Consider the following 14,270-nt stretch of genomic DNA (forward strand, 5'->3'; position numbering starts at 1 on the left):
CGTGCGGGTGTGTGGGAGTGCCTTAGATGTGCAAGGTCAGTGGCGGATGGGTGCCGTTCAGATAGTGGTCGCCGATATCGCGCAGCCTGTGGGTGGGTGAGCCCTGGGCGGTCAGTACACGGGCATTGCGCCAGAAGCGGTCGAACCCCGGGCCGTCCGCGGGGGAGTCGGCGCCGTTGGTGAGTTCCAGGATGCGGGTGGTGATGTCCAGGGTGGACCTGCTCGTGACCGCTTCGGCCGCGGCGACGAGCACCGCGATGTCCGCGCGCTGGTCGACATCGAGCTCCCGCCCCATGAGGAGTCCCCTCGCCAGCGCTTCGGTGGCGGGCTCGACGACCGCCGCCGCGGTGTGCGCGGCAGTCACCAGTTCCCCGTAGGCGAGCAGGAGATACGGGTCGCTTCCGGGGCGCCCGTCGAAGGCGCCGCCGTCCGGATCCGAGGGCGGCCAGTTGCGCGGTGCGGTGCGGCTGAAGTCCCGGGCCTCGGCCAGCGTTCCCTCGGCGATGCCCAGGCAGACGTGGACCAGGGCGAGCCGGAGCGCCAGTGGGGCGAGCGTGGCGAACGGGGAGACATCGTGTTCGTCGTGCGGCACGCTCCCGAGAACCTGGCCCGGCTGCACCGGCACGCCGTCGAAATCGACGCTGCCGGCTCCGGTGAGCCGCTGGCCGAGGCGGTCGTGCGCGGGAACCGTCGAGACGCGGGGCTCGGCAGGGTCCACCCGTACGATCAGCGCCTCCCCGGTGGTGGTGCAGACCGCGCTCACCACCAGTTGGTCGGCCACCGTGACGCCTGCCGGGAAGACCTGGCGACCGTGGAGGACGTATCCGCTCTCGGTCGGTGTGAGGGTGAGTTCGGGGCCGGTCTCGGTCTCCTGCTCCGGGTCCGTTCCCGGCAGATCGATGCTCCCGCCCCAGAGCCACTGCCCGGCTCCCGCTTGGCGCTCGATCCGGTCGGCCTGCTCGGGGGAGCCGAAGAAGCGGGCGCTCCAGGAGAGCGCGTAGTGCCTTCCCAGGAGCTCGCCGATGGAACTGTCGGCCGCCGCGATCTCCCGGAGGACCGCACATGCCGTACGCCAGTCGGTACCCCACGAGGACGGCCCCGGTGGCATCAGCAGAGCCGGTAGGCCGGCTTCGCGCAGCCGGGAGAGCTCGTCGAACGGAGGCTTGCCGGCGCGGTCACGGGCGATCGCGTCGACGGCGAGATCCTCCGCGACCTCACGGGTGACGCGCGGCCAGATGGCGTCGTCCGCCGCGCCGTTGACCTGTGGGGCGGCGGTGCATGCTGCGGACTTCTTCGGCATGGCGCCGGTCACCGTCCTGTCGGGTGGTCTGGCGGTTTCCCTAGTTTTCCCACTGGATTAGTAGGGAAATGATGATGCGCCCGTACTCCCGTGGCGGCAAGGGCCGTTCAAGGCGTGGACAGCCGAATCTTGTCATCCGGACTGGGATTGCGGTTCGCTCCGACCGGTGCCCGGCGTGCGGCGGCGCCGAGGGCTACCGCCTCAGGGGTTCGTCCAGGAGGCGGGGTCTTCGGCCAGTGCGGATACCCGGGTGGGCAGGTCCGCCGAGGCGACATCGGCGAGCGAAACCCCGTCGAGGATCTGCCGGACGTTGGCGCGGAGGGCGACCCAGAGGGGCAGGAGTGACTCTGCCGGGCCGGTGTAGGACAACTCCGGCGGCCGGACGCCTCGTACGGACACCAGGGGTCCGTCGACGACGCGGATGACATCGGCGATGCTGATGGACTCCGGGGCCTTGGCCAGGCGGTAGCCGCCGTTACCGCCGCGCTGGCTGAGGACGAGTCCGCCGCGACGCATGTCGTTCAGAATGCCTTCGAGGAACTTGTGCGGAATGTCCTGGGCGTCCGCGATGGCCTCCGCCTTGAGCGGTCCTGCGCCCCGGGCATGAGCGAGTTGCAGCGCGGCGCGCACCGCGTAATCCGCTCTGGCTGAAATCCGCATGCTCGCATTATTCCGCAGGGCCGCTGGGGCCGGGGCGGTGGCCCGGCAGGCCGGTCAGTGGTCGACCGTTACCTCGAAGTGCTTCGGGGCGGCTCCCTCTGCGGTCACGGTGAAGGATGCGGTTCCCGCCGCGTCACCCGCGATCAACGGCGGGGTCTGTGCGTACCCCTGGGAGTCGGTGTCGACCGTCACGGTGGTCTCCCCTCCCTCGAAGAGGACCTGCTGCGTCGTGGACAGCCAGACGAATGTCACTGTCGCATCGGCCACCGGGAGGCCGCTCCTGCGGTCGACGAGCCGCGCCTTCAGCGGGTGCGGGAAGGTCTGGTGGGGGCCGGCGTGCTGTCCCGTGCCTCCGGCCGGCTCGATGGCCACCGTCAGGTCCGTGCCCGCTTCCGCATTCATTGCGCCTCCTCATTCCATGACCGTGAACACCTTCGCCATCGGCCGACGACCCCACCGTCACTCGAACGGGTGTTTTCTCCCCCGACCGCGGCGGATTGCTTGCGCACGCGGGCTTTTTCGATGCAGGCTTTACAGCGGATGCAATGAATCGGCTGGGGAGGCTGAGATGAGCAACACCCTTGAATATGGGCACAGTTACGGCGTCGTAGGACCCCACACGCAACGCCGATGGGCAGCCGTGAGGCTGGTCAGCGACCGAGGGCCTTGCGGAGCTCGTCCTTGTTCATCGAGGAGCGGCCGTCGATGTTGCGCTTCTTGGCTTCCTCGTAGAGCTGGTCCTTGGTGGGACCCTGGGCACCGCGGTGGGAGCGCTCGCCGCCCCGCTGGGGCGCGGACTTCTTGTCCCGGATGGATACCTTGCTGGCGGTCTTCGACTCGCCAGACCGGGCGCGCTCCTTGTTCACGGTCCGGGCAGCGATCTCCTTGGCCCGCTTCGTCGACTCGCCTCGTTGCTCGGCACCTTCCTTGATGTGCTCGTACTGACGCTCTCGCTTCTTGCTCGAACCTGCAGGCATGACGGCTCCTTGACCGGTTGCTGTGTCGTTCATCGGCCGGCCGCGTGTGGGGGCGGTCGACGGTCACCCCTTCAGTTCACCCCGTTCGGCGGCAGCGCGCGAGGCAGAGCGGCCGATCGGGCGGGTGCCTTTCCTGCGGCGGAACTCCCGGTAGCGGGCTGGTGTGCTGCCCCGACCGACCCGCCCGCCGGCGGCGATGGCGGCGGAGTCCGGACGGCGGCGCCGCACCGCCACTGGTCGAACGACGGCAGGTGCGACGCGGGGGGGGAGGGGTCCGGGGCGGTGCGTGTCGGTGTGGTGGGGTCAGTCGGTGGAGAGCGCCTGGAGGAGGTCGCCGACCTGCGGGTCGGGGAGGGCGCGGGCGACATCGGCCAGGGCCACCATGCCAACCAGGCGATGACCGTCGATGACCGGCAGGCGGCGGACCTTGTGACGGGCCATCGTCGCGAAGATCTCGTCGGCTCCGTCGTCGGCACCGATGGTGACCGCTTCGCCCTGGGCGAGTTCGCCGGCCTTGGTCTGCTGCGGGTCCAGGTTCTTGCCCAGCACCTTCACGACGACGTCGCGGTCGGTCAGGACACCCTTGAGCTTGTCGTCCGTGCCGCAGATCGGCAGCGCTCCGACGCCGAGGGAGGTCAGCTTGCGAGCCGCTTCGAGGATGTTGTCGTCGGCGCCGATGCATTCCGCACCGGGCGACATGATGTCGCGTGCCACAGGCATGACTGTTTGTCCTTCCTTGAGGAGGGATCTGGGATGTGAGGAGGTGAGGTTCCGTGCGGGCTACCGGCCTCGGCCGGTGACGTAGTCGCGCACCCGGTCCACCAGGCCCAGGCCTGGAGCCAGCAGCTTGTTGGCCGGTGGCGTGCTCGGGGCCATGGGGTGGGCGCGGGTCGGGGCGGTCTGCTTCGCCTCGCGGACCTTCCGGCCGAGGCTTTCCAGGACATACGGATGGACGCCGTCGCGCAGTTGGGGGAAGAGGTGGTTCTCCTCGTCCTCCACGTGTGCGGTGACCTCGGTGCGCAGCTCGCGTACGAGGCGGTCGAAGTCGGTGTCGTCGGCCTCGCGTCCCTCGAGTTCCTTCAGCAGCTGCTCGACGCGGAGGTGGTCGGCGATCTCCTTGTCCGCCAGCATCCCGCCGTTCTCCAGGTGGTCGCGTACGGCCGGGTAAAGGTGTTCCTCTTCGGCGACCGAGTGGCGCACCAGCTCGATGGTCAGGGCGTCCAGGAGCCGTTTGCGGGCGTTGCTGCCGGGCGCCGCGTTGTCGAACTGCTCGAAGAGGTCGTCGACCTCCCGGTGGTCCGCGGTCAGCTCCGCGATGACGTCCTCGCCGTGCTCCATGATCTGTCCTGTCCCTCCGGTGACCCGGGCGCAGCCGGCCCGTTGCCGGGCGCACCAGAGCAACGGGTTCCCGAGTCGTCCGGCGCATAACGTCAACTCCGGGGGATTGCGTCGGATGCCGGGATGATGGCCGCGGTGGGGGTGGTGTGGGGTGCGGTGAGGTGGCGTGGGGGGAGGGGGAGAGGGAGGGAGGGCCGGTTGGGGCGGTGTCTCTGGGGCTAGGGAGGGGGTGGGGGAGGGGTGAGCAGGGGGAGTGCCGGAGCCCAGGGCGCAGGGGGCAATGCTGGGGTGCCGGGGGCTGCGGCTCCCCGGGCGGGCTACGGCGTGGGGAGGTGACCGCGCCACCGGGTGCGGTCGGCTGATGCCTCTCGCTGGGCCCCTTGCCTCCGAGTGCGGTCAGGTGATGCTGCTTACCGGGGGCGGTTGAGTGGTTGCCTGTCGCCGGGCACCTGTCACCGGTGCGGCGAGGCTGCGGCCCGGAGGGGTCGGGGTGTGCGGCCAGGGGCGTCTCGGTGGGTGCGCGGTGGCTCTGGTCAGCGCGCCATGATCACGGCGTAGGCGATGAAGAACGCTGCGCAGAGGACGACGACGATGCCGAGGATGATGGCCGGGCCCTTGGCCCATCCGCGGGTGGGGAGGTCACGAGGGCCGGTCTCCGAGCCCGTGCTGTCCTCGCCCGGCGGGGTTTCGCCCGGCGGTACGCCGCCTCCGGGGCCGAGGCCCGGTGTTTCGCGAGGGTCTGGATCAGGGTGGTGAGTGCTCATACCGGGAGTTTGCCCGAAAAGGGCTATTTTCACCGGGTGGGGTGGATGAGCGATGGGGTGGTGTGGGCGGTCGGGGGTGGGCCTTGGGGCGTTATGGGCGGTCAGGGGTGTCGGGGTGCTGGCGGTGGTGGGTATGGCGGGTGGGCGCGGGAGGGAGGGGAGGGGGAGAGAAGGGGTGAGGTCGCGTCTTTTGCGTTTGGGATCGGCGCTGGCCGGGGCGCAATCGGCGATCTTGGTAATCCCGGAAGTCCTCCGCCTCATGTGGTGGCGGAGGACTTCTGGGTTCTTGGCCCGCGGGCGGCGTTCCATTCCGCTTGCGGGTGGTGGCACTACCAGTAGTGCCGTCGGCCGGCTACTGCATGACCCATCGCCCCGAGAACCCAGAGGATCGCCCCGATCACGGCCAGGATGATTCCGATGGTCCACAGGATGCCGATACCGGTCACGAACCCGATGACCAGCAAGATAATTCCGAGAACGATCACGATGTGCTCCGATCTCGCATATGTTCCCCTCTTCACTGTGGTACCGGTGTGACGCACAGGCAACTTCTGTCTTCTGTCATTGGTGGATGCGGAACTGCTGACAGGGAGGGGCGGTGGCGTGATCATGGTGGATAAGCGGGGGAGGGGGAGTTCTTGGAGGGGAATTCTGGGAGGGGTGGGAGGAGGGCAGGGGTGGGTAGGGGCTGGCCGTCGGAAGGGGGGAAGGGGGATGTCATCGGTTGTCGACCGCCCGCTGCAATTTCCGTTCGGCGGCCGTGGCTCGGTGTCCGTGCGTCGCGTTCGGTTTCTGCTCTCCCGAGGTGACATGAGCGTGGCGGTGTGCGTCTCCGGGGGAGGGCAGGGGAGTGGGCACAGGGACGGGCTACAGGGACCGGGGGAGCCGGGAGCGGGAGCGGGGCCGAGAGCGGGAGCTGGCTTGAGGTGGCCGGTGGGTGCTATCCGGCGCGCCGCTGGGCGGTTGGCTCATGAAAAGTGGATGGCTCAGGGGAAGGGGGGCCCTGGGTCTTCATCGCTGGCGCGGTGGGCGGGCCGGCCGCCGTCGTCGGCATTTTCTGCTGGTGGGGGTCGGTTCTGCGGTCGCCGCTTTGGGGTCGTGTACGGGCTCTGGGTGTTCCTGGTCGGCCTGGAGATTCTGGGCGGCGGGGCCTTCGGCGTCACTTTTCCGTACCAGGAATGCGAGAACTGAGTGTTGGTACTGCGCGGAGTGGCGTGACTGTGAGGCGGGGAGTGGTGTAGCGGCGCCAGGGCCCGACCGTATGGTAATTCGGGCGGGGAGGGGCGAGGGGTTGGGTGAGGGGCCGTCATATTGGCGCTCGTGGAAGGGAGTGCGGGGTTATGGGACCTCGGGGGTGTCGTTGTCGGGTGCCCGGCGATGGTGGTGGCGGGGGCGGTGGTTGCTCCAGTTTTCTGCGGCTTCGATTTGCAGAAGGTTGAGCCCGGTTTCCGCCACCAGCCGTTCCCGGGAAAGGCCTCCTGGGTAACGGCGCAGCGCGCGGGCGATTTTTCCGGCCCACAGCTCGGCATTCACAAAAGGACGCGCGTGGTACTTCTGCTGCAGTTCGCCGAGGTGCGCCGTGGAGCAGGCCGTCAGTGAACGGTTGCCGTCCAGTGCCGGATCGTGGACATGGATCGCCGAGGAATCCGGCACGATGGCATGGACGCCGGTCCCGTCCACCACGCTCGCGCCGCACAGTCCGCACAGCCGAGGAAGCGGTTCCGCTTCCTCCGACTCAATCGCCTCACCCACAGCGTTGTTGTACCTCGCGGTGACCGCTGATGCCGGTTCGGCACGCCGCACCACCCTTACCTTCCGCCTCGTTCGTAACGCTCCGTCCGGGTGTCAACAGTCCGACGACGCCGAGGCGATGACGGTTTTCGGGACATGCCTCGTGAGTCGTCGGGTAGAGGCGGTCGAGGGGGGGACTGCAGAGGGGGACCGAGTCAACAGCTAGGAGCCTGAGCATGACCAGCACCGGCACCATGACAGCAAGGACTGCGGTAGCGACCCCGGCCACTACGTTGAAGGGCAGTCTCGCCCCGGCTCCGTCGGTGCCTCTGCCGCCGATCGATGAGCCGCAGCGCCTTGCCCCGAGCGAAGCCAGGGAATTGTCGAGGGTGTTCTTCGAGCGACTCGCCGTCCTCGAGGAGGGCACCCCCGAGTACCAGTACGTGCGCAACACGCTGATCGAGATGAATCTGTCCCTCGTGCGCTACGTCGCCCGGCGCTTCCGCAGCCGGGGGGAGAGCACCGAGGACGTTCTGCAGGTGGGCACCATAGGTCTCATCAAGGCCATAGACCGCTACGACGTTTACCGGGACGTGGAGTTCACCACGCTGGCGGTGCCGTACATCCGTGGGGAGATCAGGCGTTTCTTCCGTGATACCACCTGGTCCGTCCATGTGCCGCGCCGGCTGCAGGAACTCCGCATCGACCTCGCGCGGGCCTTCGAGGAGCTGGAGGGCGCCAACAATCACGACCCTTCGACGGCAGAGCTCGCCGCACATCTGAAGCTGCCGGAGGAAGAGGTGAGGGAGGGGCTCATCGCCTGTAACGGCTATGACACCGACTCCATCGACCGGCCGATCCAGACCGGGGGGAAGCAGCAGACCGGGCTGGTTGCGGACCTCATGGGCAGCAACGACCCCGCGCTCGACCTCGCCGAGAACATACAGGCCCTCAAGCCGCACCTCGCACAGCTCGACGAGCGCGAACGCACGCTGCTCCAGCTGAGGTTCGGGGCGGAGATGACGCAGGCCGAGATCGGCAAGGAGCTCAACCTCTCCCAGATGCACATCTCCCGGCTGCTGAATCGCGCCTGCACCAAGTTGCGGAAGGGGCTGTTGGCCGAGGCGTGAGTGAGTCCGGCCGTGGAGTGCCGACAGAAGAGCCGAGACGACAAGCGAGACAAAGGCCGAGACGAGAGCCGGTACAAGAGGCGGGACAAGAGGCGGCAAGGGAGCGAAGGGGCCGGGGCGTTAAGGCGCCCCGGCCCCTTCGCGTTACGGGTGGTCTACGGGTGGTCAGGGCGCTGTTCTTCGGGCACGCCACCGCGCTCTGAGTCCGGCTCGCTCTGGGCCCGGCTGGACGGGCGGCTGAGCCACCTGTCGTCACCTGGAGTCACCGGGGGAGCCGCCGTGGGGATCCGGTATGAGACAGGCGGCAAAGCGCCAGGGGATAAGGCACGCGGCAAGACGCCAGGGGGTGAGGTGTCGGGTGGGGAGAAGTGCGGGCAGAAGCCGCACCGGGGGAGCCGGTACGGCTAGCTAGGGCTGGGAGGACGTCGCGGAGATTTCGGTCCGATGGGCGAGCGAGGGGCGTCATGGAGGTGGGCGGGAGGGAGGGCAGTTCGATGGGCCGAGTAGGACCTCGCCCTGGGGTGGGCGGCGGCTGCCGGGGGCCTTTCCCCGGGCCGTAACGCACAAGCTGACCAGCGTCGTTGGCGCTCAGCGCGTCGGTGTGCCAGGAGTCGCGCCCGGGGCGGGCCCGGCGTAGACAGGACAGGAGAGGCGGCGGGGCGGGCGGTGGCGCTCCGGTCAGCCGCCGACGAGGGGAGGGCGGGAGGGAGAGGAGGAGAGAGGGGACCCGAGGGCGGAAGGGCAGAGGGGACGGGAGAGGAAGAGGGAGAAAGCGGGAGCGCGAGGAGGCGTCCATGACGGTGAAGGTCATTGAAGGGTCCGGGACCACGGTTCGCCCGCCGCACTGCTACGCCCTCTACGAGGGCGGGCACTTCAACGAGGTGGAGGACGACGCCCGGCGGGTGCTGGTCGCCAATGAGCCGGTGCCGGATCTCGCGGAGCACGGTTTCGACGCCGTGGTCCAGTCGCTGGTGAACTTCAGCCGGTTCGCCGTGGAGCTGTACGAGGAGACCGGCCACCGGGGCGAGCATCTGACCTTCGGCCCGACCCTCTCGCCGAAGGACCTCGGCGGATTCCGGACCGAGGCGGGGGAGAGCTGGGGCCGCCGGGCCCGCTCCGTCAACACCTCTCCCGTCCGGCCGGAGGGCCGGCAGCCCGGGACCGTGCCGAGCGGATCTGCGGAATGAGCGTGGTCACCAGCACATCGCGGTGAGCCGTGCGTGCCGGGTCCAGCGGGCGGATCGGGGAGACGCCGTGCAGGGTGCTGCGGTCGTCCGCCACCAGGAGCGCGGCGGGCTCGTCGAGTGTGACGGACAGCAGCTCGCGGCCGTCCGGGGCGTAGACGGTGCTCCGGCCACCGGTGGCGTTGTGGCGGTTGACCAGCAGGGAGGAGACCAGCGTGACGCCGTCCCGGTGCCTGCCCTCCGGCGTGGGGTTCCCTGCGCCGTCCGCCGCCGCGACCACCCGGAACGGATGGACCTTGGCGTTCCAGGTGGTGACCGTGGCGTCCAGGGCGCCTGCGAGGCGGCCCAGGAGTGCCAGTGCGGCGCGCAGGACGGGATCGGCCGCGAAGGCCTCGGTGAGCGGCTCGAAGTGCCGGTCGACGCCGTCGTAGAGCGGGTTGGTGCGGTCGGGCTGGACGAAGGGGAGGTCGGGGAGCTGGGGGAGGTGGGACAGTTCGCCGGTGGCGGGGGTGAGGGAGAACTGGCCGTACCGGCGTAGCCGGCAGGTGCCCAGTTCGGCGGCGTAACGGTCGGGGGAGAGTTCCTCCCAGTGGGCGGCGAAACGGGTCCAGGCCGCCCTGTCGGCGGCCAGCAGGGATTTCGTGACGGTCGCGGGGAGGAGATGGGCCCCGGCCGTTGCCAGGGAGGTGCGGGCGGTGGCCACCGGAGTGGCGCTGGCGGTCTCGTCCATGTGCGGGCACCTCCTGACGGCTGACTGCTGCTGTCTGACCGTTCCGGCGGCTGGCTCAACGGATGCAGGCGGGGTTTGCGGCGGTTGTCTTTCGGCTCTCGGGCTATCGGCTCTCGCGCCAATCGGCTATCGGCTATCGGCTCTTGCGGTTAGGGGACTTAGGGGAAGACTTCTCGCGGTTATGGGGACGACTTCTCGTGGCCAGGGGGCGACTTCCTGCGGGTCGGGGACGGCGTCGTGCGGCTGGGGGATGAGTCCTGACTTCCTTCGGCTGGGGGGAGGGGGGTGCGCAGGGCGGTGCGGTCGTGGTGCCAGGCGTCGAGGAGGTGGGCGGCGAGCCGGTCCTCCAGGTGGACGGTGGCGCCGATGCCGAAGCCCACATCGGGTTCGAGGGCCGGTTCGTCGGTCAGTAGGCCCTCGATGACCTCGCGGCGCACCACCTGCTCGTGCACCGCGTCGGCCTCGACGTGTTCGTCGTAGAACCGCTCCGCCGCCGGGCCGGCACCGGTGCGGCGCATGGCGTCCGCGAGGCGCCGCGCGGCGGGGGAGGAGGTCACCTCGACGGTGGCGAAGTGACCGACCAGCGCTCCGCGCAGCGACCGGTGCAGACCGAACAGGGACATCAGGTTGACCGTGGCCAGCGCTTCGGCGGGGGCCAGGTCGAGGTAGTGCCCGTAGGCGGTCGCCAGACCGAGGTCCGCCATCAGGTCGGCGAACAGCTGGGCGTGGATGTCCTCGGCGCGACCGGCGCCGAATTCGTCGAATTCCACGGCGACCATTCCGGCCTTCGCCCGACCGCGCAACCGGGGGATGACCCAGGCGTGCGGGTCGGCCTCCTTGAGGTGGTAGAGCGAGCGCAGGGCGGCGTACTCCCGTAGTTGCCAGAGCCGGCCCTCGCGGCGCAGGTGATGGCTCACGCTGGTGCCGTCGTCGGCGACCGGTTCGACCAGCAGCCCGTACAGCGCTTCCGCCGCACCGACGGCCGGGACGTCCGCCCGTAGCGCGCGGAGGAACACCTCCTCCAGTGCGCGCCGCACCGCAAGCAGCGCGGGATCCCATTCGCGGTCGTCGTCCACGCCGTCGAAGCCCTGGTAGTGGAGCTCGTAGAGGACGTACAGGGCGAGCTGGAGATCGGCTCCGTACGGGTCGGCGTGCTGGATCTCCGTCTCCGTGGTGGTGAGCAGGGGATCGGTTCCTGGGGGCCGCGGGGACGAGAGCGATGAGGGGGGTGGGGGTGTGGGTGTGGGGGCGGCTGGGGGTGCGGGTGCCGGAGGCGAGGGGAGTGCGGAGAGGACTGCGGCGGAGAGCTTGCCTTGGGGGCGGGGCAGCGGTGGCGCGCAGCGCGGGCGGGGCGGCGGGGCGGGGGACGTGCCGGAGGCGGTAACGGATGACGTGGTGAGGGATGGTGCCGTCTTCATGGTGCGTCCCCTTCCGGTTCGGGCGTGGGGCCCGGTTCGGGGGTGGCGCCCGGTTCGGAAGGGGCGCCCGGTTCGGGTGTGGGGCGGGCGCGGCGGCGGTGGCTGGTGTCGCACCAGGGGTAGCAGTGGCTGCGCCGGCAGGTGCAGAGGGCGACGACGAACCGGTCGGAGACAGCAACGGAACCGTCGTCGCAGACCACTTCCACCGGGCCTTCCACCAGCATCGGACCGTCCCGGACGACGGTGATACGGCGACGTGGGCGCGGGCGCTCAGGGACGTTCGGCACGGATGATCACCAGTTCCTCTGTGAAATGCGAGCTGTCCCCTGTGCCGTGCGGGGCATCCTCCCCTGCCCCTGTGCCGCGCGGGCCATGCCCCGCCCCTGCGCCGTGCAGGTCACCTCTCGCCCCTGTGCCGTGCGGGCCATCCCCCGTCACGTCGAGCAGGCCGTTGCTGCGCAACCACGCAAGGCGGGAGCGCAGGACCGGGCCGAACGGGATGTGGGCACGCTCGCTGACCTCGGCCCGCAGCCCGGACCGGCACAGTCGCGACAGGGTGTCCCCGGCGCCGCACAGACCGGAGTGGACCATCAGCAGCACCCCGCCTGGGCGCAGCGCGGCCGGGGCGAGGTCGCAGATCCGGTCGATGAGCAGCCGCCCGTCGCGGCCGGCGTCCCAGGCCCGCGCCGCTCCCCGGGGCGGGCCGAGGCCGGGTGTGGGTACGTACGGCGGATTGCTCACGAGCAGGTCGAAGGTGCGGCCGCGGACGGCGGTGGCCAGATCGCCGTGCCGGACCGTAACGCGCAGTCCGGCGAGCCGGGCGTTGAGCCAGGTGGTCAGCACCGCCTGCCAGGCGATGTCCACGGCCGTGACGCGGGCCCCGCGGCGGGCGGCACCCAGCGCCAGGGCCCCGCTGCCGGTACCCAGGTCCAGCAGATCGGTACCCGGGCCGATGCCTTCCCGGTAGAGGGCGCGCAGCAGAAGCCGGGTGTCGTCCTGGGGTGTGTACACACCGGGGAGGGCCATCAGGGGACGCGGCCGAACGGGCGCGGCGGTATCGGGGGTCATCCTCCGCACCTCCTTTCCCGGCCTGGTGCGGGCTGCAACGGCTACCCGTGGCTCCCGTGGCCATGCACGGCCTGTACGGCATCCACGGCATCCACGGCATCCGTGGCATCCACGGCTTCCATGGTCGGCCCCTGGCTCCCATGGTCGCTCCGGCTGCCACGGAGCCCGCTGTTCCCACGGCCGTCCAGCTTCCGCGACCTCCGCAGCTTCGGTTCCAGCGTTGCGGCAATCCGGTGAGGCGACCACCGGGGGAGGGCACCGACCTCTGGTGCGGGCTGCGATGCGGGCTGCGATGGGGGATGCGGTGCGGGCTGAGGTGCGGACGGTCCGGATGGCCCTCAGCCTGGAGAGAGGGGCGGGCGAGCGCCGCTCGCGCAGACGCCTGACACGAGGAGTGGAAGTGGCCAAGCACCGGAAGTCCTCGCACCCGAAGATGGGCGAGGGCCACAGCATGCACAAAGGCACCGAGCAGCACGGCTGGTCACCGGACATCGACCAGTCCGAGCAGCACGCCGACGAGAGTGCGCACCGCTCGTTCCACCCTGAGCGTTACGCGCCGAAGCGGGACCGTAGCAAGGAGACCGAGGACACCGGACAGGAGAAGGTGCCTCCGGCGAGCGAGGTCAAGAGCGAATCCGAGCCGGGTGAGCGCCGGGCCGCGCGGACCGACGAGAAGGGTATGCACCGCAAGGAGCCCAAGGGGCCCGCGCGGCGGCCCAGCGGTGGCCGGGACGCCGACGCCCACACCGGCGTCGACCCGCAGAATCCCTGAAGCCCGGAAGCCCGGAAGCCCCGAAACCCGGGGCCGCAGTGCGGTGATGCCGTAACACGGCAATGCCGTGACGCGGCATGCCGTAACGCAGCAATGCCGTAGTGCCGTATGGACGTGAAGTGAGGCTGCTGCGGGCCGGGGCTCACGCGTCTGGATCACGTGTCTGGATCGTGAGGGCCGTGAGAAATCGGGTCTGCCGGGCACCCGCTTCTGTGCTTCTGTACCCGGCCGCGGCTTCGGTACGCGGCCCACCCGTCCGCGCGCGCCTCAGGAGGTCTCGAAATGGCGGAGGGAAAAGCAGCCCCGGGGAACGAAGGGCCTGCGAATGCCGAGAACCCGGTCACCACATATCCGCGGCCGGAATTCCCGGAGCAGGATCAGGAGCATCCCGGGTGGACCGGGCCGATGGATCCGCCTCCCGATCACGGTGAGGAATCGTATCGGGGAAGTGGACTCCTGGACGGGCACAAGGCGTTGTTGACGGGCGGCGATTCCGGGATCGGGCGCGCCGTCGCGCTGGCCTTCGCCCGTGAGGGGGCGGACGTGCTGTTCACCTTCCTCCCCGAGGAGGAAAAGGAGGCCGAGGAGACCGCCCGGCTCGTCACGGACGCGGGCCGTACCGCCGTGGCGCTGGCCTGTGACATCCGTGAGGAGGAACAGTGCCGGCTGCTCGTCGCACGCGCGGTGAAGGAGTTCGGTCGCATCGACATCCTGGTGAACAACGCGGCCTACCAGATGTCGCAGCCGGACGGAATCCAGGCCATCACCACGGAGCAGTTCGACCGGGTGATGCGGACCAACCTGTACGCCATGTTCTGGCTGTGCAAGATGGCGCTGCCGCACATTCCCAAGGGCGGGGTCATCATCAATTCCACGTCCGTACAGGCCTACAAGCCCAGTCCGCATCTTCTCGACTACGCGACGACGAAGGGGGCCATCGTCACGTTCACCCAGGGCCTGGCGCAGATGCTCGCGTCCGACGGAATCCGGGTCAATGCGGTCGCCCCCGGGCCGGTCTGGACCCCGCTGATTCCGGCGACCCTCCCGGACACCACCACATTCGGTAAACAGGCCCCGCTGGGCCGCCCGGCACAGCCCGCGGAAATGGCCCCCGCTTATGTCTTTCTCGCCTCCCCGCAGGCGAGTTACATCACCGCCGAGATCGTCAATGCCACCGGTGGGACACCCCTGCCCTGAC

Annotated in this window: 17 protein-coding genes; 4 read left to right on the forward strand and 13 right to left on the reverse strand. The window is 69.8% G+C overall.

The annotated features are described in order from the left end of the window. Window positions 1-22 precede the first annotated feature (22 nt). The 9 genes from ACFV1J_RS16725 to ACFV1J_RS16765 form a co-directional block, all read right to left on the reverse strand. Entirely contained in the window at window positions 23-1,300 is a 1,278-nt protein-coding gene (locus ACFV1J_RS16725) for an acyl-CoA dehydrogenase family protein (protein WP_385858673.1), read from the reverse strand. A gap of 201 nt (window positions 1,301-1,501) precedes the next feature. Next, window positions 1,502-1,960, reverse strand: coding sequence for an RrF2 family transcriptional regulator (locus ACFV1J_RS16730; protein WP_385858675.1), 459 nt, complete (start codon window positions 1,958-1,960; stop codon window positions 1,502-1,504). Window positions 1,961-2,014: 54 nt separating this feature from the next. Continuing rightward, window positions 2,015-2,362 carry an Ig domain-containing protein gene (locus ACFV1J_RS16735; RefSeq protein ID WP_385858677.1) on the reverse strand — a complete coding sequence of 116 codons (348 nt, stop codon included), beginning with the start codon at window positions 2,360-2,362 and terminating at the stop codon, window positions 2,015-2,017. Window positions 2,363-2,610: 248 nt separating this feature from the next. Beyond that, window positions 2,611-2,937: a plasmid stabilization protein gene (locus ACFV1J_RS16740; RefSeq protein ID WP_385858679.1), complete on the reverse strand. Its 327-nt coding sequence runs from the start codon at window positions 2,935-2,937 to the stop codon at window positions 2,611-2,613. Between the two features lie 303 nt (window positions 2,938-3,240). Next, window positions 3,241-3,657, reverse strand: coding sequence for a CBS domain-containing protein (locus tag ACFV1J_RS16745; RefSeq protein WP_385858681.1), 417 nt, complete (start codon window positions 3,655-3,657; stop codon window positions 3,241-3,243). A 60-nt stretch (window positions 3,658-3,717) separates the two neighbouring features. Continuing rightward, complete coding sequence (locus ACFV1J_RS16750) at window positions 3,718-4,275, reverse strand: hemerythrin domain-containing protein (protein ID WP_385858683.1); 558 nt, start codon at window positions 4,273-4,275, stop codon at window positions 3,718-3,720. A 533-nt stretch (window positions 4,276-4,808) separates the two neighbouring features. After that, complete coding sequence (locus ACFV1J_RS16755; protein ID WP_030417347.1) at window positions 4,809-5,039, reverse strand: DUF6480 family protein; 231 nt, start codon at window positions 5,037-5,039, stop codon at window positions 4,809-4,811. 329 nt (window positions 5,040-5,368) lie between these two features. Continuing rightward, the gene (locus ACFV1J_RS16760; RefSeq protein ID WP_234442379.1) at window positions 5,369-5,524 is read right to left on the reverse strand and encodes a DUF6131 family protein; all 156 of its coding nucleotides are present in this window, start codon (window positions 5,522-5,524) and stop codon (window positions 5,369-5,371) included. Between the two features lie 853 nt (window positions 5,525-6,377). Beyond that, window positions 6,378-6,791 carry a hypothetical protein gene (locus tag ACFV1J_RS16765; RefSeq protein ID WP_385858684.1) on the reverse strand — a complete coding sequence of 138 codons (414 nt, stop codon included), beginning with the start codon at window positions 6,789-6,791 and terminating at the stop codon, window positions 6,378-6,380. A 215-nt stretch (window positions 6,792-7,006) separates the two neighbouring features. Here ACFV1J_RS16765 and ACFV1J_RS16770 point away from each other — a divergent pair, with 215 nt between their 5' ends. Continuing rightward, entirely contained in the window at window positions 7,007-7,900 is an 894-nt protein-coding gene (locus ACFV1J_RS16770; protein WP_385858686.1) for a SigB/SigF/SigG family RNA polymerase sigma factor, read from the forward strand. A 794-nt stretch (window positions 7,901-8,694) separates the two neighbouring features. Next, window positions 8,695-9,087 carry a hypothetical protein gene (locus tag ACFV1J_RS16775; protein WP_385858688.1) on the forward strand — a complete coding sequence of 131 codons (393 nt, stop codon included), beginning with the start codon at window positions 8,695-8,697 and terminating at the stop codon, window positions 9,085-9,087. On the opposite strand, the gene ACFV1J_RS16780 is transcribed toward ACFV1J_RS16775, so the two are convergent. From ACFV1J_RS16780 to ACFV1J_RS16795, 4 genes are all read right to left on the reverse strand, one after another. Then, complete coding sequence (locus ACFV1J_RS16780) at window positions 9,020-9,814, reverse strand: 2OG-Fe dioxygenase family protein (RefSeq protein ID WP_385858690.1); 795 nt, start codon at window positions 9,812-9,814, stop codon at window positions 9,020-9,022. The two genes, ACFV1J_RS16775 and ACFV1J_RS16780, sit on opposite strands and share 68 nt — an antisense overlap. 179 nt (window positions 9,815-9,993) lie before the next feature. Continuing rightward, window positions 9,994-11,232 (reverse strand): iron-containing redox enzyme family protein, encoded by a 1,239-nt coding sequence (locus tag ACFV1J_RS16785; protein ID WP_385858692.1) that lies wholly within the window; start codon window positions 11,230-11,232, stop codon window positions 9,994-9,996. Further along, window positions 11,229-11,456: a CDGSH iron-sulfur domain-containing protein gene (locus ACFV1J_RS16790; RefSeq protein ID WP_385858694.1), complete on the reverse strand. Its 228-nt coding sequence runs from the start codon at window positions 11,454-11,456 to the stop codon at window positions 11,229-11,231. Before ACFV1J_RS16790 ends, ACFV1J_RS16785 begins: the two co-directional genes overlap by 4 nt. Window positions 11,457-11,502: 46 nt before the next feature. Then, window positions 11,503-12,300, reverse strand: a complete 798-nt coding sequence (locus tag ACFV1J_RS16795) for a HemK2/MTQ2 family protein methyltransferase (protein WP_385858695.1) — start codon at window positions 12,298-12,300, stop codon at window positions 11,503-11,505. Window positions 12,301-12,700: 400 nt separating this feature from the next. Between ACFV1J_RS16795 and ACFV1J_RS16800 the strand changes: the two genes are divergently transcribed. Then, window positions 12,701-13,072, forward strand: coding sequence for a hypothetical protein (locus tag ACFV1J_RS16800; RefSeq protein WP_385858697.1), 372 nt, complete (start codon window positions 12,701-12,703; stop codon window positions 13,070-13,072). A 282-nt stretch (window positions 13,073-13,354) separates the two neighbouring features. Beyond that, a complete protein-coding gene (locus tag ACFV1J_RS16805) occupies window positions 13,355-14,269 on the forward strand; it encodes an SDR family oxidoreductase (protein ID WP_385858699.1) in 915 nt (304 codons plus the stop codon). Window position 14,270 lies beyond the last annotated feature (1 nt).

This window comes from Streptomyces sp. NPDC059649 (genome assembly GCF_042734445.1).
Classification (GTDB): domain Bacteria; phylum Actinomycetota; class Actinomycetes; order Streptomycetales; family Streptomycetaceae; genus Streptomyces.

Excerpts from the sequence above, each read along its gene's own strand:
- ACFV1J_RS16725 (WP_385858673.1), bottom strand. The coding sequence starts at position 1,300 with ATGCCGAAGAAGTCCGCAGCATGCACCGCCGCCCCACAGGTCAACGGC.
- ACFV1J_RS16730 (WP_385858675.1), bottom strand. The coding sequence starts at position 1,960 with ATGCGGATTTCAGCCAGAGCGGATTACGCGGTGCGCGCCGCGCTGCAA.
- ACFV1J_RS16735 (WP_385858677.1), bottom strand. The coding sequence starts at position 2,362 with ATGAATGCGGAAGCGGGCACGGACCTGACGGTGGCCATCGAGCCGGCC.
- ACFV1J_RS16740 (WP_385858679.1), bottom strand. The coding sequence starts at position 2,937 with ATGCCTGCAGGTTCGAGCAAGAAGCGAGAGCGTCAGTACGAGCACATC.
- ACFV1J_RS16745 (WP_385858681.1), bottom strand. The coding sequence starts at position 3,657 with ATGCCTGTGGCACGCGACATCATGTCGCCCGGTGCGGAATGCATCGGC.
- ACFV1J_RS16750 (WP_385858683.1), bottom strand. The coding sequence starts at position 4,275 with ATGGAGCACGGCGAGGACGTCATCGCGGAGCTGACCGCGGACCACCGG.
- ACFV1J_RS16755 (WP_030417347.1), bottom strand. The coding sequence starts at position 5,039 with ATGAGCACTCACCACCCTGATCCAGACCCTCGCGAAACACCGGGCCTC.
- ACFV1J_RS16770 (WP_385858686.1), top strand. The coding sequence starts at position 7,007 with ATGACCAGCACCGGCACCATGACAGCAAGGACTGCGGTAGCGACCCCG.
- ACFV1J_RS16775 (WP_385858688.1), top strand. The coding sequence starts at position 8,695 with ATGACGGTGAAGGTCATTGAAGGGTCCGGGACCACGGTTCGCCCGCCG.
- ACFV1J_RS16780 (WP_385858690.1), bottom strand. The coding sequence starts at position 9,814 with ATGGACGAGACCGCCAGCGCCACTCCGGTGGCCACCGCCCGCACCTCC.
- ACFV1J_RS16785 (WP_385858692.1), bottom strand. The coding sequence starts at position 11,232 with ATGAAGACGGCACCATCCCTCACCACGTCATCCGTTACCGCCTCCGGC.
- ACFV1J_RS16790 (WP_385858694.1), bottom strand. The coding sequence starts at position 11,456 with ATGCTGGTGGAAGGCCCGGTGGAAGTGGTCTGCGACGACGGTTCCGTT.
- ACFV1J_RS16795 (WP_385858695.1), bottom strand. The coding sequence starts at position 12,300 with ATGACCCCCGATACCGCCGCGCCCGTTCGGCCGCGTCCCCTGATGGCC.
- ACFV1J_RS16805 (WP_385858699.1), top strand. The coding sequence starts at position 13,355 with ATGGCGGAGGGAAAAGCAGCCCCGGGGAACGAAGGGCCTGCGAATGCC.